25 protein-coding genes are annotated in these 24680 nt (G+C 59.1%); 9 read left to right on the forward strand and 16 right to left on the reverse strand.

Translation table 11 applies throughout. The features are described from left to right. Nucleotides 1–143: 143 nt before the first annotated feature. Nucleotides 144–1508 (forward strand): ethanolamine permease, encoded by a 1365-nt coding sequence (eat, locus tag OJ965_RS16680; RefSeq protein ID WP_058956377.1) that lies wholly within the window; start codon nucleotides 144–146, stop codon nucleotides 1506–1508. A gap of 111 nt (nucleotides 1509–1619) precedes the next feature. On the opposite strand, the gene mak is transcribed toward eat, so the two are convergent. Further along, the gene (mak, locus tag OJ965_RS16685) at nucleotides 1620–2531 is read right to left on the reverse strand and encodes a fructokinase (RefSeq protein ID WP_009091795.1); all 912 of its coding nucleotides are present in this window, start codon (nucleotides 2529–2531) and stop codon (nucleotides 1620–1622) included. A 146-nt stretch (nucleotides 2532–2677) separates the two neighbouring features. Between mak and rdgC the strand changes: the two genes are divergently transcribed. Continuing rightward, nucleotides 2678–3589, forward strand: a complete 912-nt coding sequence (gene rdgC / locus OJ965_RS16690) for a recombination-associated protein RdgC (RefSeq protein ID WP_009091797.1) — start codon at nucleotides 2678–2680, stop codon at nucleotides 3587–3589. Nucleotides 3590–3660: 71 nt separating this feature from the next. Here the strand turns inward: rdgC and ppnP are convergent, their stop codons facing one another. The 7 genes from ppnP to aroL form a co-directional block, all read right to left on the reverse strand. Further along, nucleotides 3661–3951 (reverse strand): pyrimidine/purine nucleoside phosphorylase, encoded by a 291-nt coding sequence (gene ppnP / locus OJ965_RS16695; protein ID WP_009091800.1) that lies wholly within the window; start codon nucleotides 3949–3951, stop codon nucleotides 3661–3663. A gap of 94 nt (nucleotides 3952–4045) precedes the next feature. Further along, on the reverse strand, nucleotides 4046–4723 hold the full coding sequence (locus tag OJ965_RS16700) for an AroM family protein (protein WP_009091802.1): 678 nt from the start codon (nucleotides 4721–4723) through the stop codon (nucleotides 4046–4048). Nucleotide 4724: 1 nt separating this feature from the next. Then, nucleotides 4725–5657, reverse strand: coding sequence for a DUF1177 domain-containing protein (locus tag OJ965_RS16705; protein WP_009091804.1), 933 nt, complete (start codon nucleotides 5655–5657; stop codon nucleotides 4725–4727). Nucleotides 5658–5668: 11 nt separating this feature from the next. Further along, a complete protein-coding gene (locus tag OJ965_RS16710; protein ID WP_058956379.1) occupies nucleotides 5669–7228 on the reverse strand; it encodes an OPT/YSL family transporter in 1560 nt (519 codons plus the stop codon). A gap of 277 nt (nucleotides 7229–7505) precedes the next feature. After that, nucleotides 7506–8258: an IclR family transcriptional regulator gene (locus tag OJ965_RS16715; RefSeq protein WP_265137166.1), complete on the reverse strand. Its 753-nt coding sequence runs from the start codon at nucleotides 8256–8258 to the stop codon at nucleotides 7506–7508. Between the two features lie 343 nt (nucleotides 8259–8601). Then, nucleotides 8602–8793 carry a YaiA family protein gene (locus OJ965_RS16720; RefSeq protein WP_009091809.1) on the reverse strand — a complete coding sequence of 64 codons (192 nt, stop codon included), beginning with the start codon at nucleotides 8791–8793 and terminating at the stop codon, nucleotides 8602–8604. 111 nt (nucleotides 8794–8904) lie between these two features. Further along, a complete protein-coding gene (aroL, locus tag OJ965_RS16725) occupies nucleotides 8905–9429 on the reverse strand; it encodes a shikimate kinase AroL (RefSeq protein WP_009091811.1) in 525 nt (174 codons plus the stop codon). 315 nt (nucleotides 9430–9744) lie between these two features. Here aroL and OJ965_RS16730 point away from each other — a divergent pair, with 315 nt between their 5' ends. After that, a complete protein-coding gene (locus OJ965_RS16730; RefSeq protein WP_009091814.1) occupies nucleotides 9745–10455 on the forward strand; it encodes a DUF2076 domain-containing protein in 711 nt (236 codons plus the stop codon). A 2-nt stretch (nucleotides 10456–10457) separates the two neighbouring features. Here OJ965_RS16730 and OJ965_RS16735 read toward each other — a convergent pair whose 3' ends face one another. Then, nucleotides 10458–10907: a YaiI/YqxD family protein gene (locus OJ965_RS16735; RefSeq protein WP_009091816.1), complete on the reverse strand. Its 450-nt coding sequence runs from the start codon at nucleotides 10905–10907 to the stop codon at nucleotides 10458–10460. Between the two features lie 165 nt (nucleotides 10908–11072). Here OJ965_RS16735 and proC point away from each other — a divergent pair, with 165 nt between their 5' ends. Then, nucleotides 11073–11885 carry a pyrroline-5-carboxylate reductase gene (proC, locus tag OJ965_RS16740; RefSeq protein WP_265137167.1) on the forward strand — a complete coding sequence of 271 codons (813 nt, stop codon included), beginning with the start codon at nucleotides 11073–11075 and terminating at the stop codon, nucleotides 11883–11885. A 47-nt stretch (nucleotides 11886–11932) separates the two neighbouring features. On the opposite strand, the gene OJ965_RS16745 is transcribed toward proC, so the two are convergent. From OJ965_RS16745 to OJ965_RS16755, 3 genes are all read right to left on the reverse strand, one after another. Continuing rightward, entirely contained in the window at nucleotides 11933–13459 is a 1527-nt protein-coding gene (locus OJ965_RS16745) for an FAD-dependent oxidoreductase (protein WP_265137168.1), read from the reverse strand. A gap of 200 nt (nucleotides 13460–13659) precedes the next feature. Continuing rightward, nucleotides 13660–13962: a PsiF family protein gene (locus OJ965_RS16750; RefSeq protein WP_033736600.1), complete on the reverse strand. Its 303-nt coding sequence runs from the start codon at nucleotides 13960–13962 to the stop codon at nucleotides 13660–13662. Nucleotides 13963–14082: 120 nt separating this feature from the next. Then, the gene (locus OJ965_RS16755) at nucleotides 14083–14229 is read right to left on the reverse strand and encodes a hypothetical protein (RefSeq protein ID WP_162836530.1); all 147 of its coding nucleotides are present in this window, start codon (nucleotides 14227–14229) and stop codon (nucleotides 14083–14085) included. A gap of 254 nt (nucleotides 14230–14483) precedes the next feature. Here OJ965_RS16755 and OJ965_RS16760 point away from each other — a divergent pair, with 254 nt between their 5' ends. Then, nucleotides 14484–17621, forward strand: a complete 3138-nt coding sequence (locus tag OJ965_RS16760) for a beta-galactosidase (protein ID WP_265137169.1) — start codon at nucleotides 14484–14486, stop codon at nucleotides 17619–17621. Here the strand turns inward: OJ965_RS16760 and OJ965_RS16765 are convergent. Then, nucleotides 17593–18765, reverse strand: a complete 1173-nt coding sequence (locus tag OJ965_RS16765) for a multidrug efflux MFS transporter (RefSeq protein ID WP_265139285.1) — start codon at nucleotides 18763–18765, stop codon at nucleotides 17593–17595. The genes OJ965_RS16760 and OJ965_RS16765 overlap by 29 nt on opposite strands. Before the next feature lie 400 nt (nucleotides 18766–19165). Between OJ965_RS16765 and OJ965_RS16770 the strand changes: the two genes are divergently transcribed. Further along, nucleotides 19166–19417: a biofilm development regulator YmgB/AriR family protein gene (locus tag OJ965_RS16770; protein WP_009091829.1), complete on the forward strand. Its 252-nt coding sequence runs from the start codon at nucleotides 19166–19168 to the stop codon at nucleotides 19415–19417. 9 nt (nucleotides 19418–19426) lie between these two features. Here the strand turns inward: OJ965_RS16770 and OJ965_RS16775 are convergent, their stop codons facing one another. The 3 genes from OJ965_RS16775 to OJ965_RS16785 form a co-directional block, all read right to left on the reverse strand. Continuing rightward, entirely contained in the window at nucleotides 19427–19747 is a 321-nt protein-coding gene (locus tag OJ965_RS16775; protein WP_046101327.1) for a hypothetical protein, read from the reverse strand. 152 nt (nucleotides 19748–19899) lie between these two features. Then, on the reverse strand, nucleotides 19900–20196 hold the full coding sequence (locus tag OJ965_RS16780) for an I78 family peptidase inhibitor (RefSeq protein ID WP_009091832.1): 297 nt from the start codon (nucleotides 20194–20196) through the stop codon (nucleotides 19900–19902). Between the two features lie 274 nt (nucleotides 20197–20470). Beyond that, nucleotides 20471–23074 carry a bifunctional diguanylate cyclase/phosphodiesterase gene (locus OJ965_RS16785; protein WP_009091833.1) on the reverse strand — a complete coding sequence of 868 codons (2604 nt, stop codon included), beginning with the start codon at nucleotides 23072–23074 and terminating at the stop codon, nucleotides 20471–20473. A gap of 208 nt (nucleotides 23075–23282) precedes the next feature. Between OJ965_RS16785 and OJ965_RS16790 the strand changes: the two genes are divergently transcribed. The 3 genes from OJ965_RS16790 to OJ965_RS16800 all read left to right on the forward strand — a co-directional run bounded on the left by OJ965_RS16790 (nucleotide 23283) and on the right by OJ965_RS16800 (nucleotide 24594). Further along, entirely contained in the window at nucleotides 23283–23933 is a 651-nt protein-coding gene (locus OJ965_RS16790) for a CPBP family intramembrane glutamic endopeptidase (RefSeq protein ID WP_009091835.1), read from the forward strand. 160 nt (nucleotides 23934–24093) lie between these two features. After that, a complete protein-coding gene (locus OJ965_RS16795; RefSeq protein ID WP_009091837.1) occupies nucleotides 24094–24264 on the forward strand; it encodes a hypothetical protein in 171 nt (56 codons plus the stop codon). Between the two features lie 99 nt (nucleotides 24265–24363). Continuing rightward, on the forward strand, nucleotides 24364–24594 hold the full coding sequence (locus OJ965_RS16800) for a hypothetical protein (protein WP_046102016.1): 231 nt from the start codon (nucleotides 24364–24366) through the stop codon (nucleotides 24592–24594). Nucleotides 24595–24680 lie beyond the last annotated feature (86 nt).

Below are 24680 nucleotides of genomic sequence, written 5' to 3' on the forward strand. Positions count from 1 at the left end.
GTTGCGTGTGAGTTGACTCTGGAGAACAGAAGTCACTGCGCTGGCGTCAAGTCGTGGCGCGCAAGGCAGCGGCATCATCCTTCTACTGTAGCGTAATGGCGGTGTAACGCCGCATAAGACCAACAACGACGGGGATGGCAGTTATGACAAACAGACTCAAGCCCACGCTGGGCACCCTGCATCTGTGGGGGATTGCGGTTGGCCTGGTGATCTCAGGCGAATATTTTGGCTGGAGTTATGGCTGGGCGGTGGCGGGCACGCTGGGATTCCTGGTCACCACCGCGCTGATCGCCACGCTCTACACCTGTTTTATCTTCAGCTTCACCGAACTGACCACTGCGATCCCCCATGCGGGCGGGCCGTTTGCCTACAGTCGCCGCGCCTTTGGCGAAACCGGCGGGCTGATTGCCGGTCTGGCGACGCTGATTGAGTTTGTCTTTGCGCCACCGGCGATTGCCATGGCGATTGGGGCCTATCTCAACGTGCAGTATCCCGACCTCAACCCGAAAACCGCCGCCGTCGGCGCCTACCTGCTGTTTATGACGCTGAATATCCTCGGCGTAAAACTGGCCGCGATGTTCGAACTGGTGGTGACGGTGCTGGCGGTGATCGAACTGCTGGTGTTTATGGGCGTGGTCTCTCCCGGTTTCAGTCTGGCGAACTTCGCCGCACACGGCTGGGCCGGGAGCGACAGCTTCGGACTGCCCGCCTTCTCCGGCATTTTCGCCGCGATCCCTTTTGCCATCTGGTTTTTCCTCGCGATTGAAGGCGCGGCAATGGCGGCAGAAGAGGCAAAAGATCCCACCCGGACCATTCCCCGCGCCTACATCAGCGGCATTCTGACGCTGGTGGTGCTGGCGATTGGCGTGATGCTGATGGCGGGCGGTGCGGGCGACTGGCGCAAACTGGCTGACATTAACGATCCGCTGCCGCAGGCGATGAAAATGATCGTCGGGGAGCATTCAAACTGGATGCACATGCTGGTCTGGATCGGCCTGTTTGGCCTGATTGCCAGCTTTCACGGCATTATTCTCGGCTACTCACGGCAGTTCTTTGCGCTGGCCCGCGCGGGTTATCTGCCTCCTGCCCTGGCAAAACTGTCGCGTTTTCAGACCCCGCATCGCGCCATCCTTACCGGCGGCGTGCTGGGCATTGCGGCCATCTACAGCGATGGCGTGATCAATCTGCAGGGGATGACACTGACGGCGGCGATGATCACCATGGCGGTGTTTGGTGCCATCGTGATGTACATCATGAGCATGCTCAGCCTCTTCCGGCTGCGCCGTAGCGCGCCGGAGATGGCACGCAGTTTCCGTGCGCCGGGCTATCCGATTGTGCCGGGCATCGCCCTGCTGCTGTCGGTCATCTGCCTGCTGGCCATGCTGTGGTTCAACCCGGTGATTGGCGCGCTGTTTGTCGCCATTATGGTGGTGGGCTATCTCTATTTCCTCGCGACCAAAGCGCAGCGCGGACGCGCCCCGCAGGACAGTATGCTGGTGGGCGAGTAAACCGGCACAACAACGCTGACGGATCAACGGCTCAGCGCCTGGTACTTCAGGGGCTGAGCCGCCGCGGTCCGGCAAGCGCATGACAGAGCCAGCTCTCACCGGCATGCCGCATCAGCTCTGCAGCGGCCAGAGCCACGCCGCACCGCGCACGCCGCTGGAGTCGCCATGCTGCGCTTTCAGCACCGGCGTTTCACACTCGCCGCCAAACACCCACTTCTTCATCAGCAGCGGCACGGTCTGATAGAGGCGATCCACGTTGCTCATCCCGCCGCCCAGCACGATCACATCGGGATCGATCAGATTCACCACCTGCGCCAGCGATTTTGCCAGCCGCAGCTCATAACGGCTCATCGCCAGTTCGGCGATCGGATCCTGCTGCGCCAGCAGCGAGACGATTTCCGCCCCTTTGCGATGCATGCCGCTCAGCCGCTGATAGTCGATGCCAAAGCCGGTGCCAGAGACAAACGTCTCAATGCAGCCCTGCTGGCCGCAGTAGCAGGGCACTTCCTGGCGGTAGCGCAGCTCATCCTCATCCATCCAGGGCAGTGGATTGTGCCCCCACTCACCGGCATTGCCGTTGCCGCCAATGCGTGATTCACCGTTGATCGCCACGCCCGCTCCCGAGCCGGTGCCGATGATCACCGCAAACACCAGCGCCTGTCCGGCCCCGGCGCCGTCGATCGCTTCCGACACCGCCAGACAGTTGGCGTCGTTGGCGATACGCACTTCGCGGTTCAGCGCCTGTGCCAGATCTTTATCCAGCGGCTGACCGTTAAGCCAGGTGGAGTTAGCATTTTTTACCCGCCTGCTGTAAGGCGACAGTGAGCCAGGAATACCGATCCCGACCGTGCCGCTCTGGCCGGTTTTCTCTTCAGCCAGCGTCACCAGATCGACAATCGCCTGTACCGTCGCCTGATAGTCATCACGAGGGGTATTTACCCGGTGGCGGAACAGCGCCTGCCCTTCATCTGACAATGCAATCACTTCTGTCTTGGTGCCACCCAGATCGATACCTATGCGCACGGTTTATTCCTCATTATTCGTTCAGATGAGAGATACAGTAGAAGCCGCCAGCCGGAAAGGCAATGAAACCACTCCGATGTTTCGCTATCATGCGCGCTGACTCTAGCAGACTTGTGCGCCCGATCGCGCCACGGTAAGGAATCCCGATGTTGTGGTTTAAAAATATGATGGTTTATCGTCTGAATCGTGACATTCCGCTGTCCGCAGATGAGATGGAAAAACAGCTCGACGCCTTCACGTTTTCGCCGTGTGGCAGTCAGGATTTAAGCAAAACCGGCTGGGTCTCGCCGATGGGCAACCGCAGTGATGCGCTGACCCACGAGAACAACGGCCAGATCGTGATTTGCGCCCGTAAAGAAGAGAAAATTCTGCCCGCACCAGTGGTGAAACAGGCGCTGGAAGCCAAAATCGACAAGCTGGAATCTGAGCAGAGCCGCAAGCTGAAGAAGACTGAAAAAGATTCGCTGAAGGATGAAGTGCTGCACAGCCTGCTGCCGCGCGCCTTCAGCCGTTTCAGCCAGACTTACCTCTGGATCGACACGGTTAACAATCTGATTATGGTGGACTGTGCCAGCGCTAAGAAAGCGGAAGATACGCTGGCGCTGCTGCGTAAAAGTCTGGGTTCACTGCCGGTGGTGCCCCTGACGCTGGAAAGCCCGATTGAGCTGACGCTGACCGAATGGGTGCGCTCAGGCGATCTGCCGGCCGGTTTTGCACTGATGGATGAAGCGGAGCTGAAAGCGCTGCTGGAAGATGGCGGCGTCATCCGTTGTAAAAAGCAGGATCTGGTGTGCGATGAGATCGCCAACCACATTGAAGCGGGCAAGCTGGTGACCAAACTGGCGCTCGACTGGCAGGAGCGTATTCAGTTTGTGCTGGCCGATGATGGTTCAGTGAAACGTCTGAAGTTCAGCGACACGCTGCGCGACCAGAACGACGATATCGACCGCGAAGATTTTGCCCAGCGTTTTGATGCTGACTTTATTCTGATGACCAGCGAACTGGCCGCGCTGACCAGCAACCTGGTGGAAGCGCTCGGCGGCGAAGCCCAGCGTTAATCATCGGCAGGCAGCCCCATGCTGACAGGGGGTGTCTGACCATAAAAAAAGGGCCGCTAAGCGGCCCTTTTTTAATCTTTCAGGTAACGGCAGAGATAGGAGCTCGGCTCGCCCACCTGCAGATGAAATTCGCTGTGACCCGGCACGTTGAACACCGAACCCGCTTCAAACCATTTCCACTCCGTCTCACCCGGCAGTAACACCTTCAGCGAGCCGCTGACCACGGTCATCTCTTCCGGCTGACCGGTACCGAATGTGTATTCACCTTCAGCCATCACGCCCACGCTGGCACGGCCGGTGCTCGCACTGTCAAAACCGATAGATTTAACTTTTCCGTCAAAATACTCACTTACGTTGAGCATAATAGTCTCCAGAGCACATGTTGTGTGTCTGGCAGTGTAGAAGGGAACCCGCTGATCTGTCACGCGAAATCACAGGCGTTTGTGATCGCCTTCGTCAGGGAAGCAGCGCGGCCGCCAGCCGGGCCACCAGCTCATTAGAGAGGAGAACCGGCACGCCCAGCTGCTGCTGTAACGCAGCCCGATGCTGCTGGTGATACCCCATACAGTCCATTACCACCAGCGCCGCACCCTGCGCTTGCAGCGTGCATGCTGCACTGGCGAAGGTCGCCTGATCGCCCTCATAGGGGCTGGCAACCGCATAACAGGGGGTGACGGGCAGATGCTGCCACTTACCCGCCTGCTCGACAATCTGCTCCGTAACCGGCACCACGATCCCGATCTGCTGCTGCTGCACCATGGCGCCGATCAGCGGCGGGATAATACGGTCCGGCTCCAGCAGAAGCGCCTGTCGGGTGCGAAGCTGGCTGAATTCACCGGTGCAGAGCAGCAGGATGGTCTGATAGCCTGCAAGTTCCAGCGCGCTGATTTTGCGCTGCAATCCCTGCTCCACCTTTGACGCCGCCAGCCGCACCTGTTCGCCGCTTTGCAGCCGTGACACCAGCAACGCATCGCCTGCATCCGGCGCAAACTGCGCCTGGATCTCGGTGCTGCTCAGCCCATCCAGCAGTCCGGCGTGATCGGTCTGCGCATCCGGCAGATGCTGACGCAGCAGCGGCAGAATGTCGCTGCGTGGCGACTGACCGATGGTCAGCGTCACCAGGGAGGCCGTCATCTTAGTGGTTCCGGTGACGCAGATGCGCCAGGCTGCCATAGAGCGCGATCAGTCGCGCATATTCGTCGGCGTCGTAGAAGTGACAGGTTTCACGACCAAACTCCTTGGCGACCTCAATGGCAAACTTCGCGGCGGCCGCAATGTCCACTTCATGACTGGCCCCGGTTCCGCAGCCCGGCACCACCGACTCTGCCGTGATCGCCACGCCTACTACCGGGACATCGGTGGCGGTGGAAGGCTGCAGAATACTGTTGAGATGATAAATCCCGTTACCGTACGGCGTAATATCCTGAGTCGTGATCGGGAAGGTCACCGCCGGACGACCGCTGGTCATCTCCATGATGCGCAGCAGATCCTCCGACACCCGCAGGATGTAGCCCTCTTTTACCGTTGGCGACAGAGCAAAACCTTTGTGGTTGATGATGCGGTTGCCTTTGGTGGTGTCGATCGACAGAATCGCATCCACCCCCGCCACCACCTCATTGTCATTCATCGTGACATCATCAATCGGTGAATCCATAAAATCGACCGGCAGATGCGGCCGCGTGGGCGCATCGGGACAGATATGGGTGGTGATGATCACATCCCCCGTCAGCCTGTCGCCTTTACCCTGCATCTGCGCCAGCTTCAGCGCACAGGCGATCGCCGCGACGGCACCATCGGCATCGGACACCATCCCGATCCGGCCAGGGCGGGCACCGATGCCGCCAAGCCGGCCAATAATTCCCAGCGTTGGCGCACGGCCTCCCGCGGCTTTGCCCTGCACGCCCGGGATATCGATGCGCACAAAGTCGGTCCGGCCTTTGGGACCGGTCACCCGGTTGAAACGGGCCGTGATCTCCGGCCAGGGCGCAAACAGATCCACCACCTGCTGCCCGTCGATATGGGCGCTGTCCAGTAATTCAAAAACCGTCAGGGTCTGCTGCAAACTCATCGTTAATCCTTTTATTTCTTGCTGCTGCTGGCAAACAGCGAATGGAAGAAGCTGTAGAGGGCATCACCGGCAATAAACCCTGCCGCCATGACTTCCATAGGCGACCGGCCCCGCTCGCCCCAGACGCGAATAATGACGATGCGCAGGGCAATCCCGACCATCACAGCCCAGCCCGCCATCGCGTTGTTGATTAACAGACCGGTGGCCAGCAGCACGCCCAGCTGCCGTTTCGGTCCGCCGATCAGCTGAATCATCGCGCCAGGAATTGCCCACAGCAGCAGGTTTCCGGCAATACCCGGCTCCGCGCCCGCCTGAATAGTTTTGGCATAGACCCGCGCCACCGGCGGCAGCAGGTTATCGGTAAAGAACAGGGTGTGGGCGTACCAGACCAGCGGAATCGACACCACAAAGGCGATCATGGCGGCGATCAGCTGAATGCGCCGTCCCCACAGCTCCTGTTGCAGGTCGGCACCGTTGCCGCGCAGGATAAAGCCCGCCTTCAGGTCATAGCCCATATCGGCGAACGCCGGCCCGGTGGCGGCGGTAAAGCCGCACAGCAGACAGAGTGCCAGCGGCGGAAAGCCGAGCAGAATGCCGATAATCAGCGTAATCAGCGCCACGGCAAAGGCCGGGAACCAGCCGGAGTGCATCGCGGCAATCCCGACAATCAGTTCATGGGCAAAGGCAGCAAAGGCGGCGTAGAGGACAAACAGCAGCAGCATCGCGATGCCCATCTCACTCCACAGGCCGCCCGCCAGCGCCAGCAGCGCCGAAATCACGATGTAGCCCACGCTGCCGAAGCCCAGCGCCCGCTGCACCTCATTGCCGTTGCGGCTCACCCCCTGCGCATCATTTTTGCGACTGCGGATCACCATCATGACCTGAATCAGCGCTACCAGGCCGGCACCGACCATCACGCCATGTGGAATGTAGAGTGCATTGATATCAATACCGGCCACCGGCTGCGCGTAGGCCCGCAGCAGAAAACCGATGCCGAGCATCGACAGCGCCCAGATATTGCCGATAAACGCGGTGCCAAAGGCGGACATCGGGATCTTCAGCATCGCGCCGACAACGCCACCGACAATACCCGCCACCAGCAGCCAGGCCTGACGTCCCCCTTTATCCCCTGCTTTGATCGCTTCAGCCGCCGCCACGCCTGGAGGCCAGGCATTGCTGGCCGGAAAGACGCGGGTATCAAACAGACGATAGAGCAGCCAGGCATCAAGCAGCATTGCGGCACTGACGCCACAGAAGAGTGGCAGGACCAGCTGCGGCTCTCCCAGCGCCCAGGGCACCGCAATCGGCATCAGCAGGCTGTTGGCTGCCCCGAAGGTGGCTGAGGAGATAGCGGTCTGCGCCAGATTCTGGATTTCAATCGAACGATAGCGGCGGAAAGCCTGCAGCGGAATACGCGCCAGCAGCATGGCAAACAGCGCACCAATAATCGACGTGTTAGGCGTTACGCCAAGGGTGGTGATCAGCTGGATACCAATAATGGCACCCGCGATAGAAAGCAAAATTAAAACCAGTGCCACGCCAGCATGCCTGATCGGATTTACCCGTTCCATATGTCCCCGCCAGTCCTTGTCCAGAAGAAATAGAAGAATGTCTGCCCGCCTGCTGACGGGTTGACGCCGCTTGTCTTTTTTACGGTTCTGATGCGCGCAGGCGCTGCCCTCCTGCCAGGAACGTCACCCGGAATAGTGCACAAACACGCGAGAGGGACGCACACAGGCAGCCAGGCTGCTGCGTAAAGCATGGCGATCAGATTGAAAGAAAAAGGCCCGAAGGCCCTGGTTTTCCCTGGTGTGGCGAAAGTATTACGCCGATAAAATCGTGGTGACGTTACGCGCCAAACTTTTCGGCCATCTCTGTGGCCGTTGCGCGTAATGCGTCAAGGAGCGCGGGCGGGTATCCCGGTTCCGACTCCTGCGACAGAAACGACAGGCAGAGCGCGACCGTTTCGCCATGATGTTTGTTGTGTACGATGACTGACAGTGAACTGATGCCAGGCAGAGACTCATTCCGGGCCAGTGACCAGCCCTGCTGCCGGATTTCCGCCAGGCTGGCAAGAAGCGCCTTCGGGCTTTGCGGCGAGTTTGCCGGGCCAGCCTGCCAGTGGTCACGAAAACGCGCCAGCACCTCGTCATCGCTTAACTGCGCCAGCAGTACCCTGCCGGTTGAGGTGGCGTCAGCCGGCATCCGGCTGCCGGGTGGGGTGACCATCTGGGTAAAGTGACGGCCATGAAACATGCGCATCACTAATATTTCCCGGCCATCCAGCTTTGACACGTAGCCCATGCAGCCCGTTTTTGCGGCCAGCCTGACCATCGCGGCTGAGACGCTGTCCACCAGCGGTGCGGACAGATAGTGCCCGGCGGCGGCTAACAATACGCGGCCAATATGATAACCGCGCGTGTCGGCATCGCGCTCCAGCATCCCCTGACTTTCCATCGTGGCGAGCAGACGCGATACTGTGCTTTTGGGCAGGCCCAGCGCCTCAACCACCTCACTAAAGGAGAGACCGACATGCCCCTGCGTCACGCCCTTGTGCTGAAATAACCGGAGTACGGCGGCGGCATTTTCGAGTGTGGTCATGTCACGGGTTCCATTATATGGAACAAAGTTCCTCTGCAGTTCCGACGAAAATAAAACGTGACGCTGAATCGGTCAAGCGACAATTTTGACACCGGCAGGATCGGCAGCAGAGAAAATACGGCGATAAAATTGATTAGCGGGGCTTTATAGGGCGACGCCGGGAGTGCGCAGAACAGACGCCCGGACAAAAAGCCAGTCGCAGTAAATCTGCGTAAATTTTGCGTGTTAATTGACCGGATGCGGTCGGGGAAAGGGGAAACTTTATCGCGCAGGGGCGACAGAAAAGGATGTTGCCGGCTATGACAGGATGGAACAGGCTGGCGTCCCTGCCAGCAGCAACGAATTACTCTTTTTCGACGTCTTCGTAGCGCGCTTTGGCATCATGCGCTTCTTCTTCCGTTTCGTGCTCGCTGATTAAGGAATTTGGTTTAGGGTGGTCAGCACGTAACTCATAGGACGTGACTTTTTTACCCTCAGGACCCTTTTCTACAGGCACAACTTTCGCTTCACGTGGATACGGTGGTCTGGTCGGCATACTGTGTCCCTCTTCTCTCAATAACATTCCACAGGACAGGCCGCTGCCTGTCATGAGGTAAGTATAGACAACACCCACTGAAGCGGGATCAAAGCGGGAAAAATCTGAGGGTTAGCTGGCGCGCGCCAGGGAGAGGGAGAGCAGGATCTCCTCGACCACACGCTCGGGGGACTGCATGGCATTCACCTGATGATGGGCGGCGGCCTGATAGAGATGCGCGCGTTCGCGCAGGACATCGCTCATCTCATCGGCAATCGGACGGCCGGTTAAGGTCGGACGCTGGGCCGCCTCTGGTTCGCTTTGCAGCCGCTCTGCCAGCACCTCCGGAGAGGCGCTAAGCCAGATCACCTGTCCCTGCTCCCGCATAAAGCGGCAGTTCTCCTCGGCCAGAATCATGCCACCGCCGGTGGCTATCACGGTGCGCGGCGCCGTCACGGCCTGCAGTGATTCGGTTTCACGGGCGCGGAACCCCTCCCACCCTTCTGCCGCCACAATCTCGGCCACGCTGCGCTGCGTGCTGAGTTGCAGATGGTGATCGGTGTCGGTGAAGGCGTAGCCCAGCGCCTGCGACAACGCCACGCCGACTGTGGTTTTGCCGCAACCGCGAGCGCCAATCAAAAAGATGGGTAGTGACATCAGGGCCGTTCCTCCGCCTGACCGCGCGATGCGGCTGCATGGTTAGCTGATTAATGCGACGCATCATAACTGGAAATTATTATGGCCTCCACCTGTCAGGCAGGTTTTACGCACTTTACTGCCCTGAATGGCGATAAGTCTTATCTTTTCAAGGGGAAATGCATGCACGATTTGCGCATCAGGGTCTCCGCTGCCCGGCAGAAATGGCGAAAAAGCGGGGCAAAACGGGTCTGGCAATATTTGCTTACCGCCACAGATTTACTTTTCTCTCAGCCGCCCACATATACTGATCACCATCGCCACAGGAGAGTCATCATGCAACGCGAAGAACAACAACTGATCGAAGGGCTGTTCACCCGCCTGAAACAGGCCGAAAGCCAGACCGCGGCACGTGATGCCGCTGCCGAACAACTGATTAACCAGCACCTGCAGGCGCAGCCTGGCGCACCTTACTACATGGCGCAGGCGATCCTGATTCAGGAAGCGGCGCTGAAAAAACTCAATGAGCGGGTATCGGCGCTGGAAAGTCAGCTGGCACAGCAGCAGCAACAGCAGCCCGCGCAGAGCAGTGGCGGATTCCTGTCAGGACTGTTTGGCGGCGGTTCACGTCAGCAGCAGCCTGCTCAGCAACAGCAGCAACCGTCACCCTGGAACAGTGCGCCTCAGCAACCGGCTCAGCCGCAATATGCGCCAGCCCCTGCGTCACGCGGCACCGGCTTCCTCGGCGGCGCACTGCAGACGGCGGTGGGTGTCGCCGGTGGTGTGGTGATGGCCGATATGCTGACCAGCATGTTCCACCACTCACAGCCGGAAGAGATTGTGAACATCATCAATGAGCCACCGCTGCCGGAGGTGAACGATAATCTCAACACCTTTAACGGCGGCGATGACAACCTCAACACCTTCAACGAGGGTAATGACAACGCCTTCCTGGATCAGAACAGCGGCTGGGATAACAATTTTGCCGACAACGGCGACCTCAACGATTTTGGCGGCGACGACTACGACGACGACAGCTTCGTTTAACGTCAGCGTTTCTGCTGTCTGAGCCAGCTATCCAGTTCATTTGCAAACTGCTGGCGGTCACGCGGACTCATTGCCGCGGGGCCGCCGGTCTGCACACCGCTTGACCGCAGGGTATCCATAAAGTCGCGCATCGTCAGCCGTTCCCGTATCGTCGCCGGTGAGTAACGCTCGCCACGCGGATTCAGCGCCGCCGCCCCCTTCTCAATCACCTCGGCCGCCAGCGGAATATCGGCGGTAATCACCAGATCCCCTGGCTCAACACGTTTAACAATTTCATTGTCCGCGACATCAAACCCGGCAGGCACCTGCAGGGTGCGCAGATAGGGCGAAGGCGGCACACGCAGAAACTGGTTTGCCACAAAGGTGACCGTGGTGGCGGTGCGATCGGCCGCGCGGTACAGCACCTCTTTGATCACATTCGGACAGGCATCGGCATCGACCCAGATAGACATCATCACTCCTTACAGTCAGAGAAGTCTGCGATCTTGCCGGGTTCCCTTTAAATGGCAAATTTAATTTGCGGCACGCTTTTCAGGCTGCACGCGGCTGACTTGTTATTCGGGCTGACTGAAGTAAGCTAGCCGGAAGAAAACGCATAATGTCCTAAGGAGATGGCGATGCTGGCTAAGAAAATCGGGTTTATCGGCGGGGGAAATATGGCGAAAGCCATTATCGGCGGACTGGTCAACAGTGGCAAAATCGCCCCGTCTGATATTTTCGTTTATGACCGCAAAGCAGACACCAACCAGGCGCTGGCAGAGCAGTATGGCATCAACGCCGCAGAGAGTGCTGACGCGCTGGCGCGCGAGGTGGACATTCTGTTTGGCGCGGTCAAACCCAATGTCATCCTGAAAGTGTTAAAAGAGCTGGCTGGCAGCCTGAAGAAAGAGGTGCTGGTGGTGTCGATCGCGGCGGGTGTGACGCTTGATTCACTCTCTTCGGTGCTGGGTTATGACCGCAAAATTGTCCGGGCGATGCCTAATACCCCCTCGCTGGTGAGTGAAGGCATGACCTCGGTCACGCCTAATGCGCTGGTGGAGTCCGCAGAAACCGACGAAGTGGTCGCGATTTTTGAGAGCTTCGGCAAGGCGGCGGTGGTGGATGAGTATCTGATTCACTCGGTCGTGGGCGTCAGCGGGTCCGCCCCGGCCTACGTCTTCATGTTTATCGAAGCAATGGCGGATGCGGCTGTCGCTGGCGGCATGCCGCGCGCGCAGGCCTATCAGTTTGCCGCGCAGACGGTGAAAGGGGCGGCGCAGATGGTGCTGACCACCGGCAAACATCCGGCGGAGCTCAAAGATATGGTCTGCTCTCCCGGCGGCACCACCATTGAAGCGGTGAAGGTGCTGGAAGAGAAAGGGATGCGTTCGGCGGTGATTGAAGCGATGCAGCAGTGCATGGCGAAGTCAGAGAAACTGAGCCGCAGCTAGCAAGCCACGATGAGCAGGGCGGCCCGTCGGCCCGCCCTGCGTTCGGCCTACTCCATCGCTGCCTTGCAGTACGCCACGGCGTCGGCAAAGGTCATGGGTTGCTGCATCCGTTCCACCAGCTCAGCGGTCAGCGTATACATCCCGCACGAGCAGATCGCCGCCAGTTCACCCTGCTGTCCATAACACGCGATAAACTTTTTCTCCTCCAGCGAGCCGAGCAGCTGGAAATTATCCCACTCTCTGGCGTGGCCCAGATACTCATAACGGGTGCCATACTGGGTCGTCCAGAAAAAGGGCACACGTTCAAAGGCGACGTGCTGGTCCAGCATATTTCTGGCGACGGTCTGTCCCTGCTGATGCGCAACACGATAGTGCTCGATGCGCAGTGGCCCCTGCGCCGACGGATACGTCGCGATGTCACCCGCGACCCAGATGTTCTCAGCGACCTTCAGCTCTGCATCAGCCTGCAGGCTGCCATCCTCTGCCAGCGGCAGATCGTGGATAAAGTCGGTGGCCGGTTTCACGCCGGTGGCAAACAGGACGACGGTGGCGGGCAACTGCCGCCCCCCTTTAAGCTGCACACTGCTCACCTGCTGATCGCCCTGCAGGGATTCAATTTCGCCCTGCTCCCATTTCACGCCATTTTTCTGATGCAGCTGATAGAAATAGCGGCCAATCTGATCGCCAAACTGTTTCGCAAAGGGCAGCGTCTGGCGGGCAATCACCGTCACGTCAATATCACGGTTACGCAGCGCCGACGCCAGTTCGGTGCCGATAAAGCTGTTGCCGATAATCACAATTTTATGGCTGGCATCTACCGCCTGAAGCAGCTGGTCGGTCTGGGCTTTGCTGCGCAGCAGATGCACCCCCTCCAGATCGCTGCCGGGTATATCGGGACGAACAGGTGCCGCGCCGCTGGCGATCAGGAGTTTGTCGAAGGCGAGGCTTTCACCATCTTCAAAGATCAGCCGTTGCTGCTGAGCGTCAAGGCGGCTCACACTGGCCTGAATGCGCTCGACGTGATCCATCACATCCGCTTTCAGCAGCTGCGGTACCTCGCTGATATCCATCTTGCCTGATGGCACAAATTTGGTCAGTGCAGTGCGGTCGTAGGGTGCGTCCGCTTCCCGCTCCACCAGCACCAGACGCCCTTTATAGCCCTCATGCCGTAACCGCCACAGCGCAGCACTTCCCGCCGCGCCGCCACCCAGCACCACGAAAGCCGGTGCGTCTGCACCGCTGCCAATGGGCGCGGCGGGCGACATCGCCTCAGGATTGACCAGCACACGCCCCTCTTCAATCCGCAGCGGATACTGTTTGAGATCGGCCAGCGCCAGCGGTTCACACATTTTGCCGTCGGCCAGATTAAATGCGGCTTTGTGCCACGGGCAGACCAGCCGGTCGCCACAGATCGCGCCCTGCTCCAGCGGCGCGCCAGCATGCGGGCATTTCGCCTGGTAAGCACGAACGCTCTCCCCCTCGCGGATCAGTAACACTTCCACCTCACCCAGCGTTTTTTTAACCGGCTGACGCTGCGGCAGGTCTTTCAGATCGACGGTAAATTGATAGTTCACAACGTGGCTCCTTTGACTGTTCCGGTTGGGCGCCGCGCCGTCAGATCCTGCGCAGCGCAAATCCCCACAAACAGTAAGTGTGGCAAAGGAAATTAAAAGCCTGACGCGGAATGTTTGTCAGAAGCGTAACGGGCTGTTACAGCAGGGAATTTAAACGCAGGCCGGAAGGGAAACGGCCACCTGCGTGGCCGGGAGAAACATCAGCTTTTTTTCAGGCACTGGCTCATAAAGGTTTTACGTGCATCACCCGCCAGCTTTTTATCGCCAGCTTCGCCATTGCAGCTTTTCATTTTCATCTGCTGCGGAGACATCTGTGACAGCTTGCTCTCTTTTTTCAGGCATTCACTCATAAAGGATTTGCGCGCATCTCCCTTGAGATCCTGTGATTTGGCATGCTGGTTACAGATCGTCATTTTCTCCTGCTGCGGGGTCTTCTCCGCCGCATTTGCCAGCCCGCTGACCAGCAGGCCTGCCATCATCATTGCCAAAAAACCGACTTTCATCGTGTTATCTCCCATGTGGATGTGTTCTTTCTTATTCTGGCAGCGAATAAGCAAAGCGGAAAATGTTTCCGGTCAGCGTGATGGAAAGATCCCATTCCAGAGTGGGACTGTACTGCACGTTTAGCGCGGATCAACAAATCCGTGGCCTGGCCCGCCACCCGGCCCGCCCCAGCCCCCTCCACCGCCGCCGCCAGGAGGCGGGAAAAGACATCCGCTCAGGATAAAACCTAATGCCACAACAGCCGCCAGCTTAACGATTCGTTTCATATCAACCTCAGGGTGTAAAAATCGGGCTGAGTGTATGAAGCCATCAGCGGGGCTGACAAGTGAGATTTCTCTGCATCCTGCCGCTATTCATCTTTGCTGACCAGACTTAACATTTTACAGTCAGTAATCTGCTCTCTTCTCAACATCCCGACCGATTTGCAGACGAAACTATTTGTGCAAAACGGGAGGACGAACGCTTTACAGCCTGGCATTTTTTGCGCATTGTGAGCGCATTACATTTACAGGATACCGACATGACTCTCTCTCAGGCTGCTCTCAGCGACATCCTCTCCCGGCGCGACTGGGAAAACCCGGTAGTGACCTCGCTGCATCGGCTGGATGCCCACCCGCCCTTTGCCAGCTGGCGCGATGAAGCCGCTGCGCGTGATGACGCCCCGTCCGCCTCACTGCGCAGTCTCAACGGTGAGTGGGGATTCAGTTACTTTGCGCAGCCTGAAGCGATTCCCGCCAGCTGGTTACTGCAGGATCTGCCGGATGCCGGTACGCTTCCGGTGCCGGCCAACTGGCAGATGCACGGCTATGACGCGCCCATTTATACCAACGTGCAGTATCCGATCCCGGTCGATCCGCCGCGGGTACCGGCAGCAAACCCGACCGGATGTTACTCGCTCACATTCAGCATTGAAGCCGCCTGGCTGGAGACGGGACAGACGCGCATTATTTTTGACGGCGTTAACTCCGCTTTTCACCTCTGGTGCAACGGTCACTGGATTGGCTACTCCCAGGACAGTCGGCTGCCCGCTGAATTTGATCTGAGCGAGGTGCTGCGTCCCGGTAAAAACCGGCTGGCCGTGATGGTGCTGCGCTGGAGCGATGGCAGCTATCTGGAAGATCAGGACATGTGGCGCATGAGCGGTATTTTCCGCGACGTCACCCTGTTGCATAAACCCCGGGTTCATCTGGCTGACGTTCAGCTGGAAACCCGACTCAGCCCGGAATTTTGCCGTGCGGATCTGCGCGCGCAGGTGCGTGTCGCGCTGCCTTCCGCCGTTACCTCACGCTATCAGCTGCGTCTGACGCTGTGGCAGGGCGAGCAGCAGATTGCACAGTGTCAGCAGCCGCTGGGCAGCGCCATCATCGATGAACGCGGCCACTATCCCGAACGCGCCCTGCTCAGCCTGCCGGTGGAGCGGCCTGACCTGTGGAGCGCGGAGACGCCTCACCTCTACCGCGCCACGCTGGCCCTGCTGGATGAGCAGCAGCAGTTAATCGAGGTGGAAGCCTGGGATGTCGGTTTCCGCCAGGTCACCATCGACAATGGTCTGCTGTGCCTGAACGGCAAACCGCTGCTGATCCGCGGCACTAACCGTCACGAGCACCACCCTGAACGGGGTCAGGTAGTGGATGAGGCGATGATGCGCCGCGACATCATGCTGATGAAGCAGCACAATTTTAATGCGGTGCGCTGCTCGCACTACCCCAATCATCCGCTCTGGTACCGGCTGTGCGATCGGTACGGGCTTTATGTGGTGGATGAGGCCAACATTGAGACCCACGGCATGCAGCCCATGAACCGGCTCTCTGACGATCCGCGCTGGTTTGCCGCCTACAGCGAGCGGGTCACGCGCATGGTGCAGCGTGACCGTAACCACTGCTGCATTATTATCTGGTCGCTGGGCAACGAGTCCGGCCATGGCGCAACGCACGACGCGCTTTACCGCTGGGTGAAAAGCAGCGATCCGACCCGTCCGGTTCAGTATGAAGGCGGCGGTGCGGATACCGCCGCGACCGATATCATCTGCCCGATGTACGCCAGGGTGGATCAGGATCAGCCCTTCCCGGCGGTGCCGAAATGGTCACTGAAAAAGTGGATTGGACTGCCGGGCGAAACGCGCCCGCTGATCCTCTGTGAATATGCTCATGCGATGGGCAACAGCTTTGGCGGCTTTGCGAAATACTGGCAGGCTTTCCGTCAGTTTCCGCGCCTGCAGGGCGGCTTCGTCTGGGACTGGGTGGATCAGAGCCTGACCCGCTATGACGATCAGGGAGAGCCCTGGCAGGCCTATGGCGGCGACTTTGGCGATACACCCAACGATCGTCAGTTCTGTATGAACGGGCTGGTGTTTGCCGACCGTACACCTCATCCGGCGCTCTATGAGGCGCAGCGCGCCCAGCAGTTCTGGCAGTTCACGGTCGATCCCGACGATCCGCTGAGCTTTACGGTCAGCAGCGACTATCTGTTCCGCCACAGTGATAACGAAGTGTTGCGCTGGCGCATCGAGCAGGCCGGCCAGGTCGTGGCGCAGGGTGATATCCCGCTTGATATCCCCGCGCAGGGCCAGCAGCGGATCACCCTGCCCTCCCCGCCTCCGTTGCAGGGCGAATGCTGGCTGAATGTTGCCGTGCATCAGGTGCAGCCGACCCGCTGGAGCGAAGCTGGCTGGCGTGTCGCCTGGGATCAGTGGGCGCTCCCCTCCGCGCTGGCACTGCCTTCCCTGCCGGAAACCGGTGAGGCACCGCAGCTGCACGATAACGGCCGTGAGATTGTCGTCACCCACCGGCAGCAGCGCTGGCAATTTTCCCGTCACAGCGGCGAACTGGAACAGTGGTGGGTGGATGACGAGCCGACGCTGCTGACGCCGCTTCAGGCGTGCTTTATCCGCGCGCCGCTCGATAATGACATCGGCACCAGCGAAGCGGAACGGATCGATCCCAACGCCTGGTCGGAGCGCTGGAAAGCGGCAGGCTATGACCAGATGCAAAGCCAGCGGATAGCGATTGCGGCCGAAACGCTGACCCGGGCGGTGCAGATTGAGACGCTGCACAGCTGGCACGCCGGGGGTCAGCTCGCCTTTATCAGCCGGATACGTTTTCTGATCAATGCACAGGGGGAGCTGACGCTGCAGCTTTCCGTTGAGCAGTCCCGCGGTTTGCCACCGCCCGCGCGTATCGGGCTACGCTGCGCGCTGGCGACGATCCCGCAGCAGGTGAACTGGCTCGGCCTCGGCCCGCACGAAAACTACCCTGACCGCCAGCTGGCCGCACAGTTTTCCCGCTGGCAGTTACCGCTGGATCGGCTCTTTACGCCCTATGTTTTCCCGGGTGAGAACGGCCTGCGCGGCGGCACCCGTGAGCTTGATACCGGCAGCTGGCAGGTCAGCGGGAATTTCGCTTTCTCGCTAAGTCGCTTCAGTCTGGAGCAGCTGCGGGAGACGTCACACCGCCACCTCCTGCGCCCGGAAGCGGGCTGCTGGCTGCATCTGGATGCGTACCACATGGGCGTGGGCGGCGATGACTCCTGGAGTCCCAGCGTCAGTCCTGAGTTTCTGCTGACTCAGCAGCGCTGGCAGACGGAACTGACGATTTGCCAGCCGACGCGGGCAGCACGGTCTTCGGACGACGTTAAACGCGCTTCAGAAACAGCACATTAATCAGCACCACCACGGCGGTGGCAAAAAAAACCCAGCGGAAACCTGCCATCGCCGACACCGCCCCGCCCAGCAGCGGACCGGCAACGTTGCCGAGATACATAAACGACTGGTTGTAGCCAAAGATCCGCCCCGTAATGTTGTCGCGTGAATGGCGCACCAGCAGGGTCTGCACCGCAGGCATCATCGCACCATCGGCGAAACCCAGCAGAAAGCGCAGCACGCCCAGCTGCGTTGCGCTGGTCACAAAGGACATGGCGATAAACAGCAGCAGCGAGATCGCCATCGTCGCCAGCAGAATACGCTGTGTACCAATGCGATCGCCGAGTCGCCCCAGCCGGGGTGCGGCCAGCAGAGCAGACACGCCGGGCAGCGCGGCGATCACCCCGCTGAGAAACGCGATGTTCTCCGCATGGGGCGCCAGCTCCCGCACAAACAGCGTCAGGATGGGGTTAACCGACCCGTTACACATCTGAATCACCAGGGTGGTAAAGAACAGGCAGAGCACCAGTCTGGGGTTATCCAGCGAGCGGAACACCTCGCGTCCGCTGAGCTTCTCCTTTTTACTCACCGGGGTATAGCCGGTCTCTTTGATCAGGAAGAGTGTGACCAGAAAACTGACCAGCAGCAGAGCCGCGGTGACCATAAAGACCATGCGCAGCCCCATCCCATCAGCCAGCAGCCCGCCCAGCATCGGTCCCAGAATCACCCCGCCAATCTGGCCGGTGGAGACACAGCTCAGCGCCCAGCCGCTGCGTTCACGCGGCACCTGAGCGGCCACCAGCGCCATGGCGTTGGGGATATAGCCGGAGGTCAGCCCCATCAGGGCGCGCAGCAGCAGCAACTGCCAGGCTTCGGTGACGAAAGCCTGTAGCAGGATCACGATCCCCATGCCAGCAGCGGCGCGCAGCAGCATCAGTTTCCGCCCTTTGCGATCGGCGAGGCTGCCCCACAGTGGCGCAACGGCCGCTGAGATCACAAAGGTGATGCTGAACGTCAGTCCCGACCAGAGGCTGAGTGAGGTGCCGCCGGTGACGCCCAGCTGCTCAAGGTAGAGTGGCAGGAACGGAATAATCTGGCTGATCGCCAGTCCGGTAAAAAAACAGCCAAACCAGACCGAGATCAGGTTTATCTTCCAGGGTTCAATGATGCGTGGCATGGGCAGAGGATGTGAAGAGAAAGAGGGCTGAGTTTAACGCAAGCCCGCAGTGCTTGACCGCCAGAACATGGCAAAAACGGCAAGCGTCTTGATTCTGCGCAATTTACGCCGCCGGACAGGTCGCGGATCTGTCGCCTGCCGATCTTCATCCCCCCCTCAGCAGGATGGAAAAATATGTCATTGTGTTACTGACAACCGTTTGCTTCGCTTCTATGTTTAAAAAACCGCCAGCCACGGCGGTATGGCGATCGTTCCGATCGGTGTGACGCCCTCCGCAAACAACGGTGCAGACCGTCCGGCTATGCTGAGGCGAACCCGCGTATTGAGTCGATAAACGCCCCTGCACCCGGGTGTAAGGGAGAGGTCTGGGGTTTAGCGGAGGTGGGAAATGAGAGTGCAACCGAACAGCGCCAGCCGCGCTATCACCGACTATTTCAATGGCCCGAACTGGCGGACACCGCCCGAGTCCGATCTGCTGGCGGTGATTATGCGCGAGATGATGGAAGCGGGTCAGCCCGCCACCAATAAAGCGATAATTGCGCGGGTGATTGAGAAACTGGAAGTCGAAGGGGACGAAACGCAGCTGCAACGTTATCGTACCCTGCTGGCTCAGTTAATCGACGCGCCGCCCCGGGCCTGAAGCGCTGGCTTATTTCACCCAGCGCAGCTTATCCGCTTCGCTGATGCTGGCCCGCCCGCTGCTGCGCTGAAACAGGCAGAGTTCCCGTCCACGCTTATTGTTCATCTGACGCTGAGGATAGCGCCCCTCCAGCAACAGAGCGCTGTATCCTGTGCTGTCGTCATACTCAATCGGCTCGCCCAGCACCCTGACTTTGCTCAGGTGACTGGCGTTAATGCAGGCCTGGGTCATCACCTGACGGCTCTGTTGCCAGGCTTCGGCACTGGAGGCCTGCGCCGCTGCACTGCTGAGTAAGGCTACAGAGAGTAGCGCGCCTTTCATCCGTTTCATGTTCGCTCCTGTTACCGCCCGCAGGCGCTAAAAAAATTCCCGCCGGGGCGGGAATAAACAAGACGAGCATTGTCAATTGCGTGACGAGAAGCGCATCGAAATGCAGCGCCATTCTCGCCCGCCGTTATGACAAGGCTGTGACACCCAGGCCGTCAGCCGCAATAAACAGAGCTGATGTTGCCGTTTTTATCCGCCAGGAAGTTAAGCCGGTTGAGGTTAAAGTCCATGGTGACGGCAGAGTTATAAGGGATAGGACGCACCAGCTGATCGAAATGCTGTCCCTGCAGCGCGGTTAACGGTTTGCCGACATAGTGCTGAAACTGTGAGGCACCACAGCGATCATTCTCAGGATCCGGCTTCACGCTGGCCGTGTCAGAGTGGGAGGCGGATTGACAGGCGGTTAAGGCAAACAGACCCGCTACCAGCAGCCCTTTTCCATAAAATTTCACGTTTGATCTCCTGTTGGACGTGTAAAACCCTGTCCCCAAGAGTAGCAAAGCGTGCCGGCCAGGCTGAACTCTAAAAAAGTAAAGTTGTTACAGCCGCCGAAAACTGTAAGCGGTGGCGATCACAATTTAGGATTAATCGCACGCACTGCTTAAAAAAGAAACGCCCGGTGGCTACAATTTACTAAGATTATTCTTAGCTCTGGGAGTCCATAATGGAACTGATTATTTTTGTTGTCTGCGCCATGCTGATGACCGCCGTGGCGGTCAAAGTCCGTTAAGCGGACCCAGCCTGATTCTGCGCCGTTCTTTCCAGAAGCGTACTGAACGCAGCCAGCGGCATCGGACGACCGAGGAAGTAGCCTTGCCCCTCTTCGCACGAGAGCTGTTTTAACTGGTTCAGCTGCGCTTCTGTCTCAATCCCCTCTGCCGTAATGGTCAGCGCAAACGCGCGTGCCAGCGCAATAATGCCCGCTACCACTGACTGTGCCTGCTCCGACTCCGGAAAATCTTTCATCCATGAGCGATCGATCTTGAGGCCGTTAAAGGGGTAGGTTTTCAGGTAACCCAGCGCGGCATAACCGGTGCCGAAATCATCCACGGTTAACCTGACCCCCAGCGCCCGTAAGCCCTGCATCATCTCCAGCGCACGCTGCGGATGTTCAAAGGTGACATTCTCTGTGATCTCCAGCTCCAGGCGCGTTGCCGGCAGGCCGCTTCGGGCCAGTGCATCCGCCACCCGCTGCACCAGGTCGCTGGTGCGAAACTCCATCGGCGAGATATTCACCGAGACGTAGCGGTCGCCTCCCCACCCCAGTGCATCTTCACAGGCGCGCATCAGCACCCAGTCACTGATGGTGGCAATCAGTCCGCTCTCTTCCGCCAGCGGAATAAAGTGATCGGGTGTCATCCACTGATCCGGCGCAACCTGCCAGCGAAGCAACGCCTCGGCTCCCGCCAGCTGGCCGCTCAGCAGCTGATAGCGGGGCTGATAGTGCAGGCGAAATTCATTGTTCCTCAGCGCTTTCTCAATGCGGCGTGCCATTTCACGCTTATCCTCGCGCTGGCTGGCCATCTCGCTGGCATACCAGACCCACTGATTGCGCCCCGCTTCACGCGCTTCGGTGAGCGCGATGTCGGCCATACGCAGCAGCGTTTCCGGATGACTGGCATCCTGCGGGACGCAGGCAATGCCCATGCTGACCGTCAGATAGTGGACATGCTGGCCGGTGCTGATCGGCTGCTGAACCTCATGCACCAGCTGAGCACAGCGCTGATCGACCCGCTCGCGGTTCGTTTCACGCAGGACCAGCACAAACTCATCCCCGCCCAGTCGTGCCACCAGCTCCTGAGGCCCCGTGGCGCGCTTCAGACGCTGCGCGATCTGGCTCAGCACCTCATCGCCCGTCGCATGGCCCCAGGTTTCGTTGATCGGCCTGAACTGATCGAGGTCGAGCGTAATCAGCGTCAGCGGCACGATCCCTTCCGGCTGCTCAAGATGCTGTGTCAGAAACTCCTGCAGCTGTACGCGGTTCGACAGGCCGGTTAAGACGTCATGACGCGACAGGAACTGAATACGCGCCTCCGCTTCCATACTCTGCGTGATGTCTGAAACCGTGCCACGGAATCCGATACGCCGCGTGTCATGCCAGATTGTTTTCGCCACCAGCTGACCGATACGGCGGTTGCCCTGCGCCGACATAAACTGGCAGCGCAACGGCATCTGCTGCCCTTCCTCCTCCTGGCGCAGCAGCCAGGCGACCAGCGAATGGCTGGGATGGGTCAGCAGCTGATCGATGTGTCGCCCCAGCCAGTGTGACATGTCGTGGCCGGTGACATTTTCAAAGCGCGCGGACAGGTAGATCAGGCGGCCCTTCTCATCCGTCTCCCAGATCCAGTCTGACGCCGCCTCAGCGAGATCGCGAAACCGCGCTTCGCTGCTGGCCAGCTCCTGCTGGCTGATCGCCAGCATGGCGAAGCGCCGGTCTGAAAGGATCGCATTCGAAAGCGCATGGCGGCTGACGCGGCGGGTGATCAGACCAATGATGATCGCCATCAGCGTCAGCAGGGGCAGCAGAAACAGGATCAGGCCCATTCCCGGCATCTTTGGTGTCCAGCGCAGGACAATCGGTTCGCCGTGCGGCAACGGCTGCACCATGCGCGGCTCGCGTAGCGCATCCTCTTCACTGTCGGGCAGACGCAGCTCACGCACATCCAGCGAGGCGCCCAGCGCCTGAAGCTTGGCGGGGGTAAACAGATTCACAAACACCATCACGGATGGCGGCCCCGCCTTTGACGGCGTGTTATCCACTCTTCCGCTGCTGATAGGGGCGGCCACCACGATGGCGGGCAGATGATTGATCTCTGCATCCTGCGTCATGGCCCTGTTGTTCAGCTGACGCGCGGCCGCAATCAGGCCGGGCGTCTGCTGACCCAGCCACGCCTCCAGCGGCGTGTCCGTCAGCTGACCATCAATCACCGTGTAGGTGGTGTGACCTTTGCCATCCACCACGAACACGCCTTCATAGTGATACTCTTCATAAAGACCCGGACCAAAGTTCTCTTCGTCATACGCCCAGGCTTTGTTCACGCTGACGTGAAGATTACGCCACGCTTCGCCCCAGAAGGCATAATCCCGGATATCAGTGGCCATCGCCTCCTGACGACTCTTCCATGCCTGCTGCACCAGCAGCAGATCGTGCTCAGCCGATGTGCTGTTCTGCCGCTGGGCAATGGTCAGCACCATCACCATTGAGAGCAGCAGCACGCCAAACAGCAGCAGCGAAAGCGTACGCAGACTGCGGCGCGTAAAGCGCACAGTGCGGTCTTCAGCAGCCTGTCTGAATGGCGGTGAGGGCGGTGCCGGGGGGTTAAAATTCATTGAAAGTGCTCACTACACAACCAGGTTTTAGTCACGGGTCAGCCCTGTAATACGGGGGGCTGACCAGATAGTTTCCTCAGTTATCGGCCCGCCTGCTCCGGTGTTTAGTCTGCGGCAAAAATAAGCATGCAATATTGTCTCAAGGGCTGACTCGACAGCGATCAGGCGCATTGCTACTATGCGCTAACCTTCGCTGGCAGAGTCGCCTATGAACACCAATTCCGACAGAGTGACCCTGACGCTGTTCTACGTCGGCAGCTTTGTGGTTTATTACCTGGTTACCATGCTGATCACGCTGTTTCCCAACTACAGCGTGCTGCGCAATGACGGACTGCTGGTGCCGGTGCTCTGCCTGTTTGAATTTGCGGTCATCTACCCGCTGTATCGCTTCTACTGCCAGCGCCGCGCCGATCTGCCGCTGGGTGAACTCGGCATGCTGCAAACCCTGCTCTTTACCGGCGCGCTGTTTGTCCTGATGGCGGCCCAGATGCAGTTTATGCAGCCGGAAGGCTGGCTGGTGATGCAGGCCCAGCAGGGACGCAATTCGCTGCTGATTCTGCTGCTCACTGCCGTGCTGCTGGCCCCGGTGTTTGAAGAGGTGCTGTTCCGCGGATTCCTGTTGCAGGGCTTTCTGCTGTGGGCGCCGCGCAGCCGCTTCGCCTGTATGCTGCTGACCTCGCTGCTGTTTGCGGTGATGCACACGCAGTATGTTCACTGGCAGACCCTGATCGCCCTGACACTCTTTTCGCTGCTGCTCTGCTACGCCCGGCTGCGGAGTAACAGTCTTGCCCTGCCTATCTTTCTGCACACCCTGAATAACCTGATTGCGCTGCTGCCCGCCTGGTATTTCGCGGGCTGACGCCTCACCGCCTCTCTGCTGACGCACCGTTTTCCGGCCGTGTCGCGGGCCACCGCTCACACTGACAATGCTGCCCCGGCACGTTTGTCTATACTGGTGGATAAAAAGGGAAAAAAAACGTCACAGTCCGGACCAGCAGACCGTGTAAAGGAGAAGAGCGATGTTGATAGGATTTGTGTTGTTAGTGAGCGCGTGTGGATATGATGCCTGTGAGGCGTTACCCGTCTCGGAGCGTATCTATCCGACCAAAGCCGACTGTGAAACGATGGCGCACCGTATTCACAAAGTCAGACCGAACGTGGTCCTGCTTTGCGGTGAAGTTCATCGCTGATTCAGGGCCAGTCGCAATAAAGCCGCGCTGCAACATTGCAAGCTGGCGATTTAGCGTACAAAATATAAGCTGTTGTTCACCATTATCGTTGTGAATCCCATGAAAACATCACGTCCCCGTCGTCCTGCCGGACGCTGGGTTTACTATCTTTTGTATGATGGCATTCTGTGGCCCTGCCCTGTCCGCTGGGAGTGGGAGAGCAGTTATGGCGGCTGGCTGCCGTTTTACTACACGCCTACCTTTGAGTTTGTGGTGGGCGATCCGCGTAAGGCTCATCGCATTGCGCGCAGCGACGTGCGCGTCAGACGGCGCGAAGATGCCTTTGTCTGAGCGAAATCTACCGCCACGGCAGCCATGAGGCTGTCAGCAGGAAGTAAATCGCCTCCAGCACGATAATCACCATCAGTAAGATGCCC

It is taken from the genome of Pantoea anthophila, from assembly GCF_026104315.1.
Taxonomy (GTDB): Bacteria; Pseudomonadota; Gammaproteobacteria; order Enterobacterales; family Enterobacteriaceae; genus Pantoea; species Pantoea anthophila.

What these genes read in the sequence shown, in the direction of transcription:
- eat (WP_058956377.1), top strand. Translation starts at nt 144, where the DNA reads ATGACAAACAGACTCAAGCCCACGCTGGGCACCCTGCATCTGTGGGGG.
- rdgC (WP_009091797.1), top strand. Translation starts at nt 2,678, where the DNA reads ATGTTGTGGTTTAAAAATATGATGGTTTATCGTCTGAATCGTGACATT.
- ppnP (WP_009091800.1), bottom strand. Translation starts at nt 3,951, where the DNA reads ATGCTCAACGTAAGTGAGTATTTTGACGGAAAAGTTAAATCTATCGGT.
- OJ965_RS16700 (WP_009091802.1), bottom strand. Translation starts at nt 4,723, where the DNA reads ATGACGGCCTCCCTGGTGACGCTGACCATCGGTCAGTCGCCACGCAGC.
- OJ965_RS16705 (WP_009091804.1), bottom strand. Translation starts at nt 5,657, where the DNA reads ATGAGTTTGCAGCAGACCCTGACGGTTTTTGAATTACTGGACAGCGCC.
- OJ965_RS16710 (WP_058956379.1), bottom strand. Translation starts at nt 7,228, where the DNA reads ATGGAACGGGTAAATCCGATCAGGCATGCTGGCGTGGCACTGGTTTTA.
- OJ965_RS16715 (WP_265137166.1), bottom strand. Translation starts at nt 8,258, where the DNA reads ATGACCACACTCGAAAATGCCGCCGCCGTACTCCGGTTATTTCAGCAC.
- OJ965_RS16720 (WP_009091809.1), bottom strand. Translation starts at nt 8,793, where the DNA reads ATGCCGACCAGACCACCGTATCCACGTGAAGCGAAAGTTGTGCCTGTA.
- aroL (WP_009091811.1), bottom strand. Translation starts at nt 9,429, where the DNA reads ATGTCACTACCCATCTTTTTGATTGGCGCTCGCGGTTGCGGCAAAACC.
- OJ965_RS16730 (WP_009091814.1), top strand. Translation starts at nt 9,745, where the DNA reads ATGCAACGCGAAGAACAACAACTGATCGAAGGGCTGTTCACCCGCCTG.
- OJ965_RS16735 (WP_009091816.1), bottom strand. Translation starts at nt 10,907, where the DNA reads ATGTCTATCTGGGTCGATGCCGATGCCTGTCCGAATGTGATCAAAGAG.
- proC (WP_265137167.1), top strand. Translation starts at nt 11,073, where the DNA reads ATGCTGGCTAAGAAAATCGGGTTTATCGGCGGGGGAAATATGGCGAAA.
- OJ965_RS16750 (WP_033736600.1), bottom strand. Translation starts at nt 13,962, where the DNA reads ATGAAAGTCGGTTTTTTGGCAATGATGATGGCAGGCCTGCTGGTCAGC.
- OJ965_RS16755 (WP_162836530.1), bottom strand. Translation starts at nt 14,229, where the DNA reads ATGAAACGAATCGTTAAGCTGGCGGCTGTTGTGGCATTAGGTTTTATC.
- OJ965_RS16760 (WP_265137169.1), top strand. Translation starts at nt 14,484, where the DNA reads ATGACTCTCTCTCAGGCTGCTCTCAGCGACATCCTCTCCCGGCGCGAC.
- OJ965_RS16770 (WP_009091829.1), top strand. Translation starts at nt 19,166, where the DNA reads ATGAGAGTGCAACCGAACAGCGCCAGCCGCGCTATCACCGACTATTTC.
- OJ965_RS16775 (WP_046101327.1), bottom strand. Translation starts at nt 19,747, where the DNA reads ATGAAACGGATGAAAGGCGCGCTACTCTCTGTAGCCTTACTCAGCAGT.
- OJ965_RS16785 (WP_009091833.1), bottom strand. Translation starts at nt 23,074, where the DNA reads ATGAATTTTAACCCCCCGGCACCGCCCTCACCGCCATTCAGACAGGCT.
- OJ965_RS16790 (WP_009091835.1), top strand. Translation starts at nt 23,283, where the DNA reads ATGAACACCAATTCCGACAGAGTGACCCTGACGCTGTTCTACGTCGGC.
- OJ965_RS16795 (WP_009091837.1), top strand. Translation starts at nt 24,094, where the DNA reads ATGTTGATAGGATTTGTGTTGTTAGTGAGCGCGTGTGGATATGATGCC.
- OJ965_RS16800 (WP_046102016.1), top strand. Translation starts at nt 24,364, where the DNA reads ATGAAAACATCACGTCCCCGTCGTCCTGCCGGACGCTGGGTTTACTAT.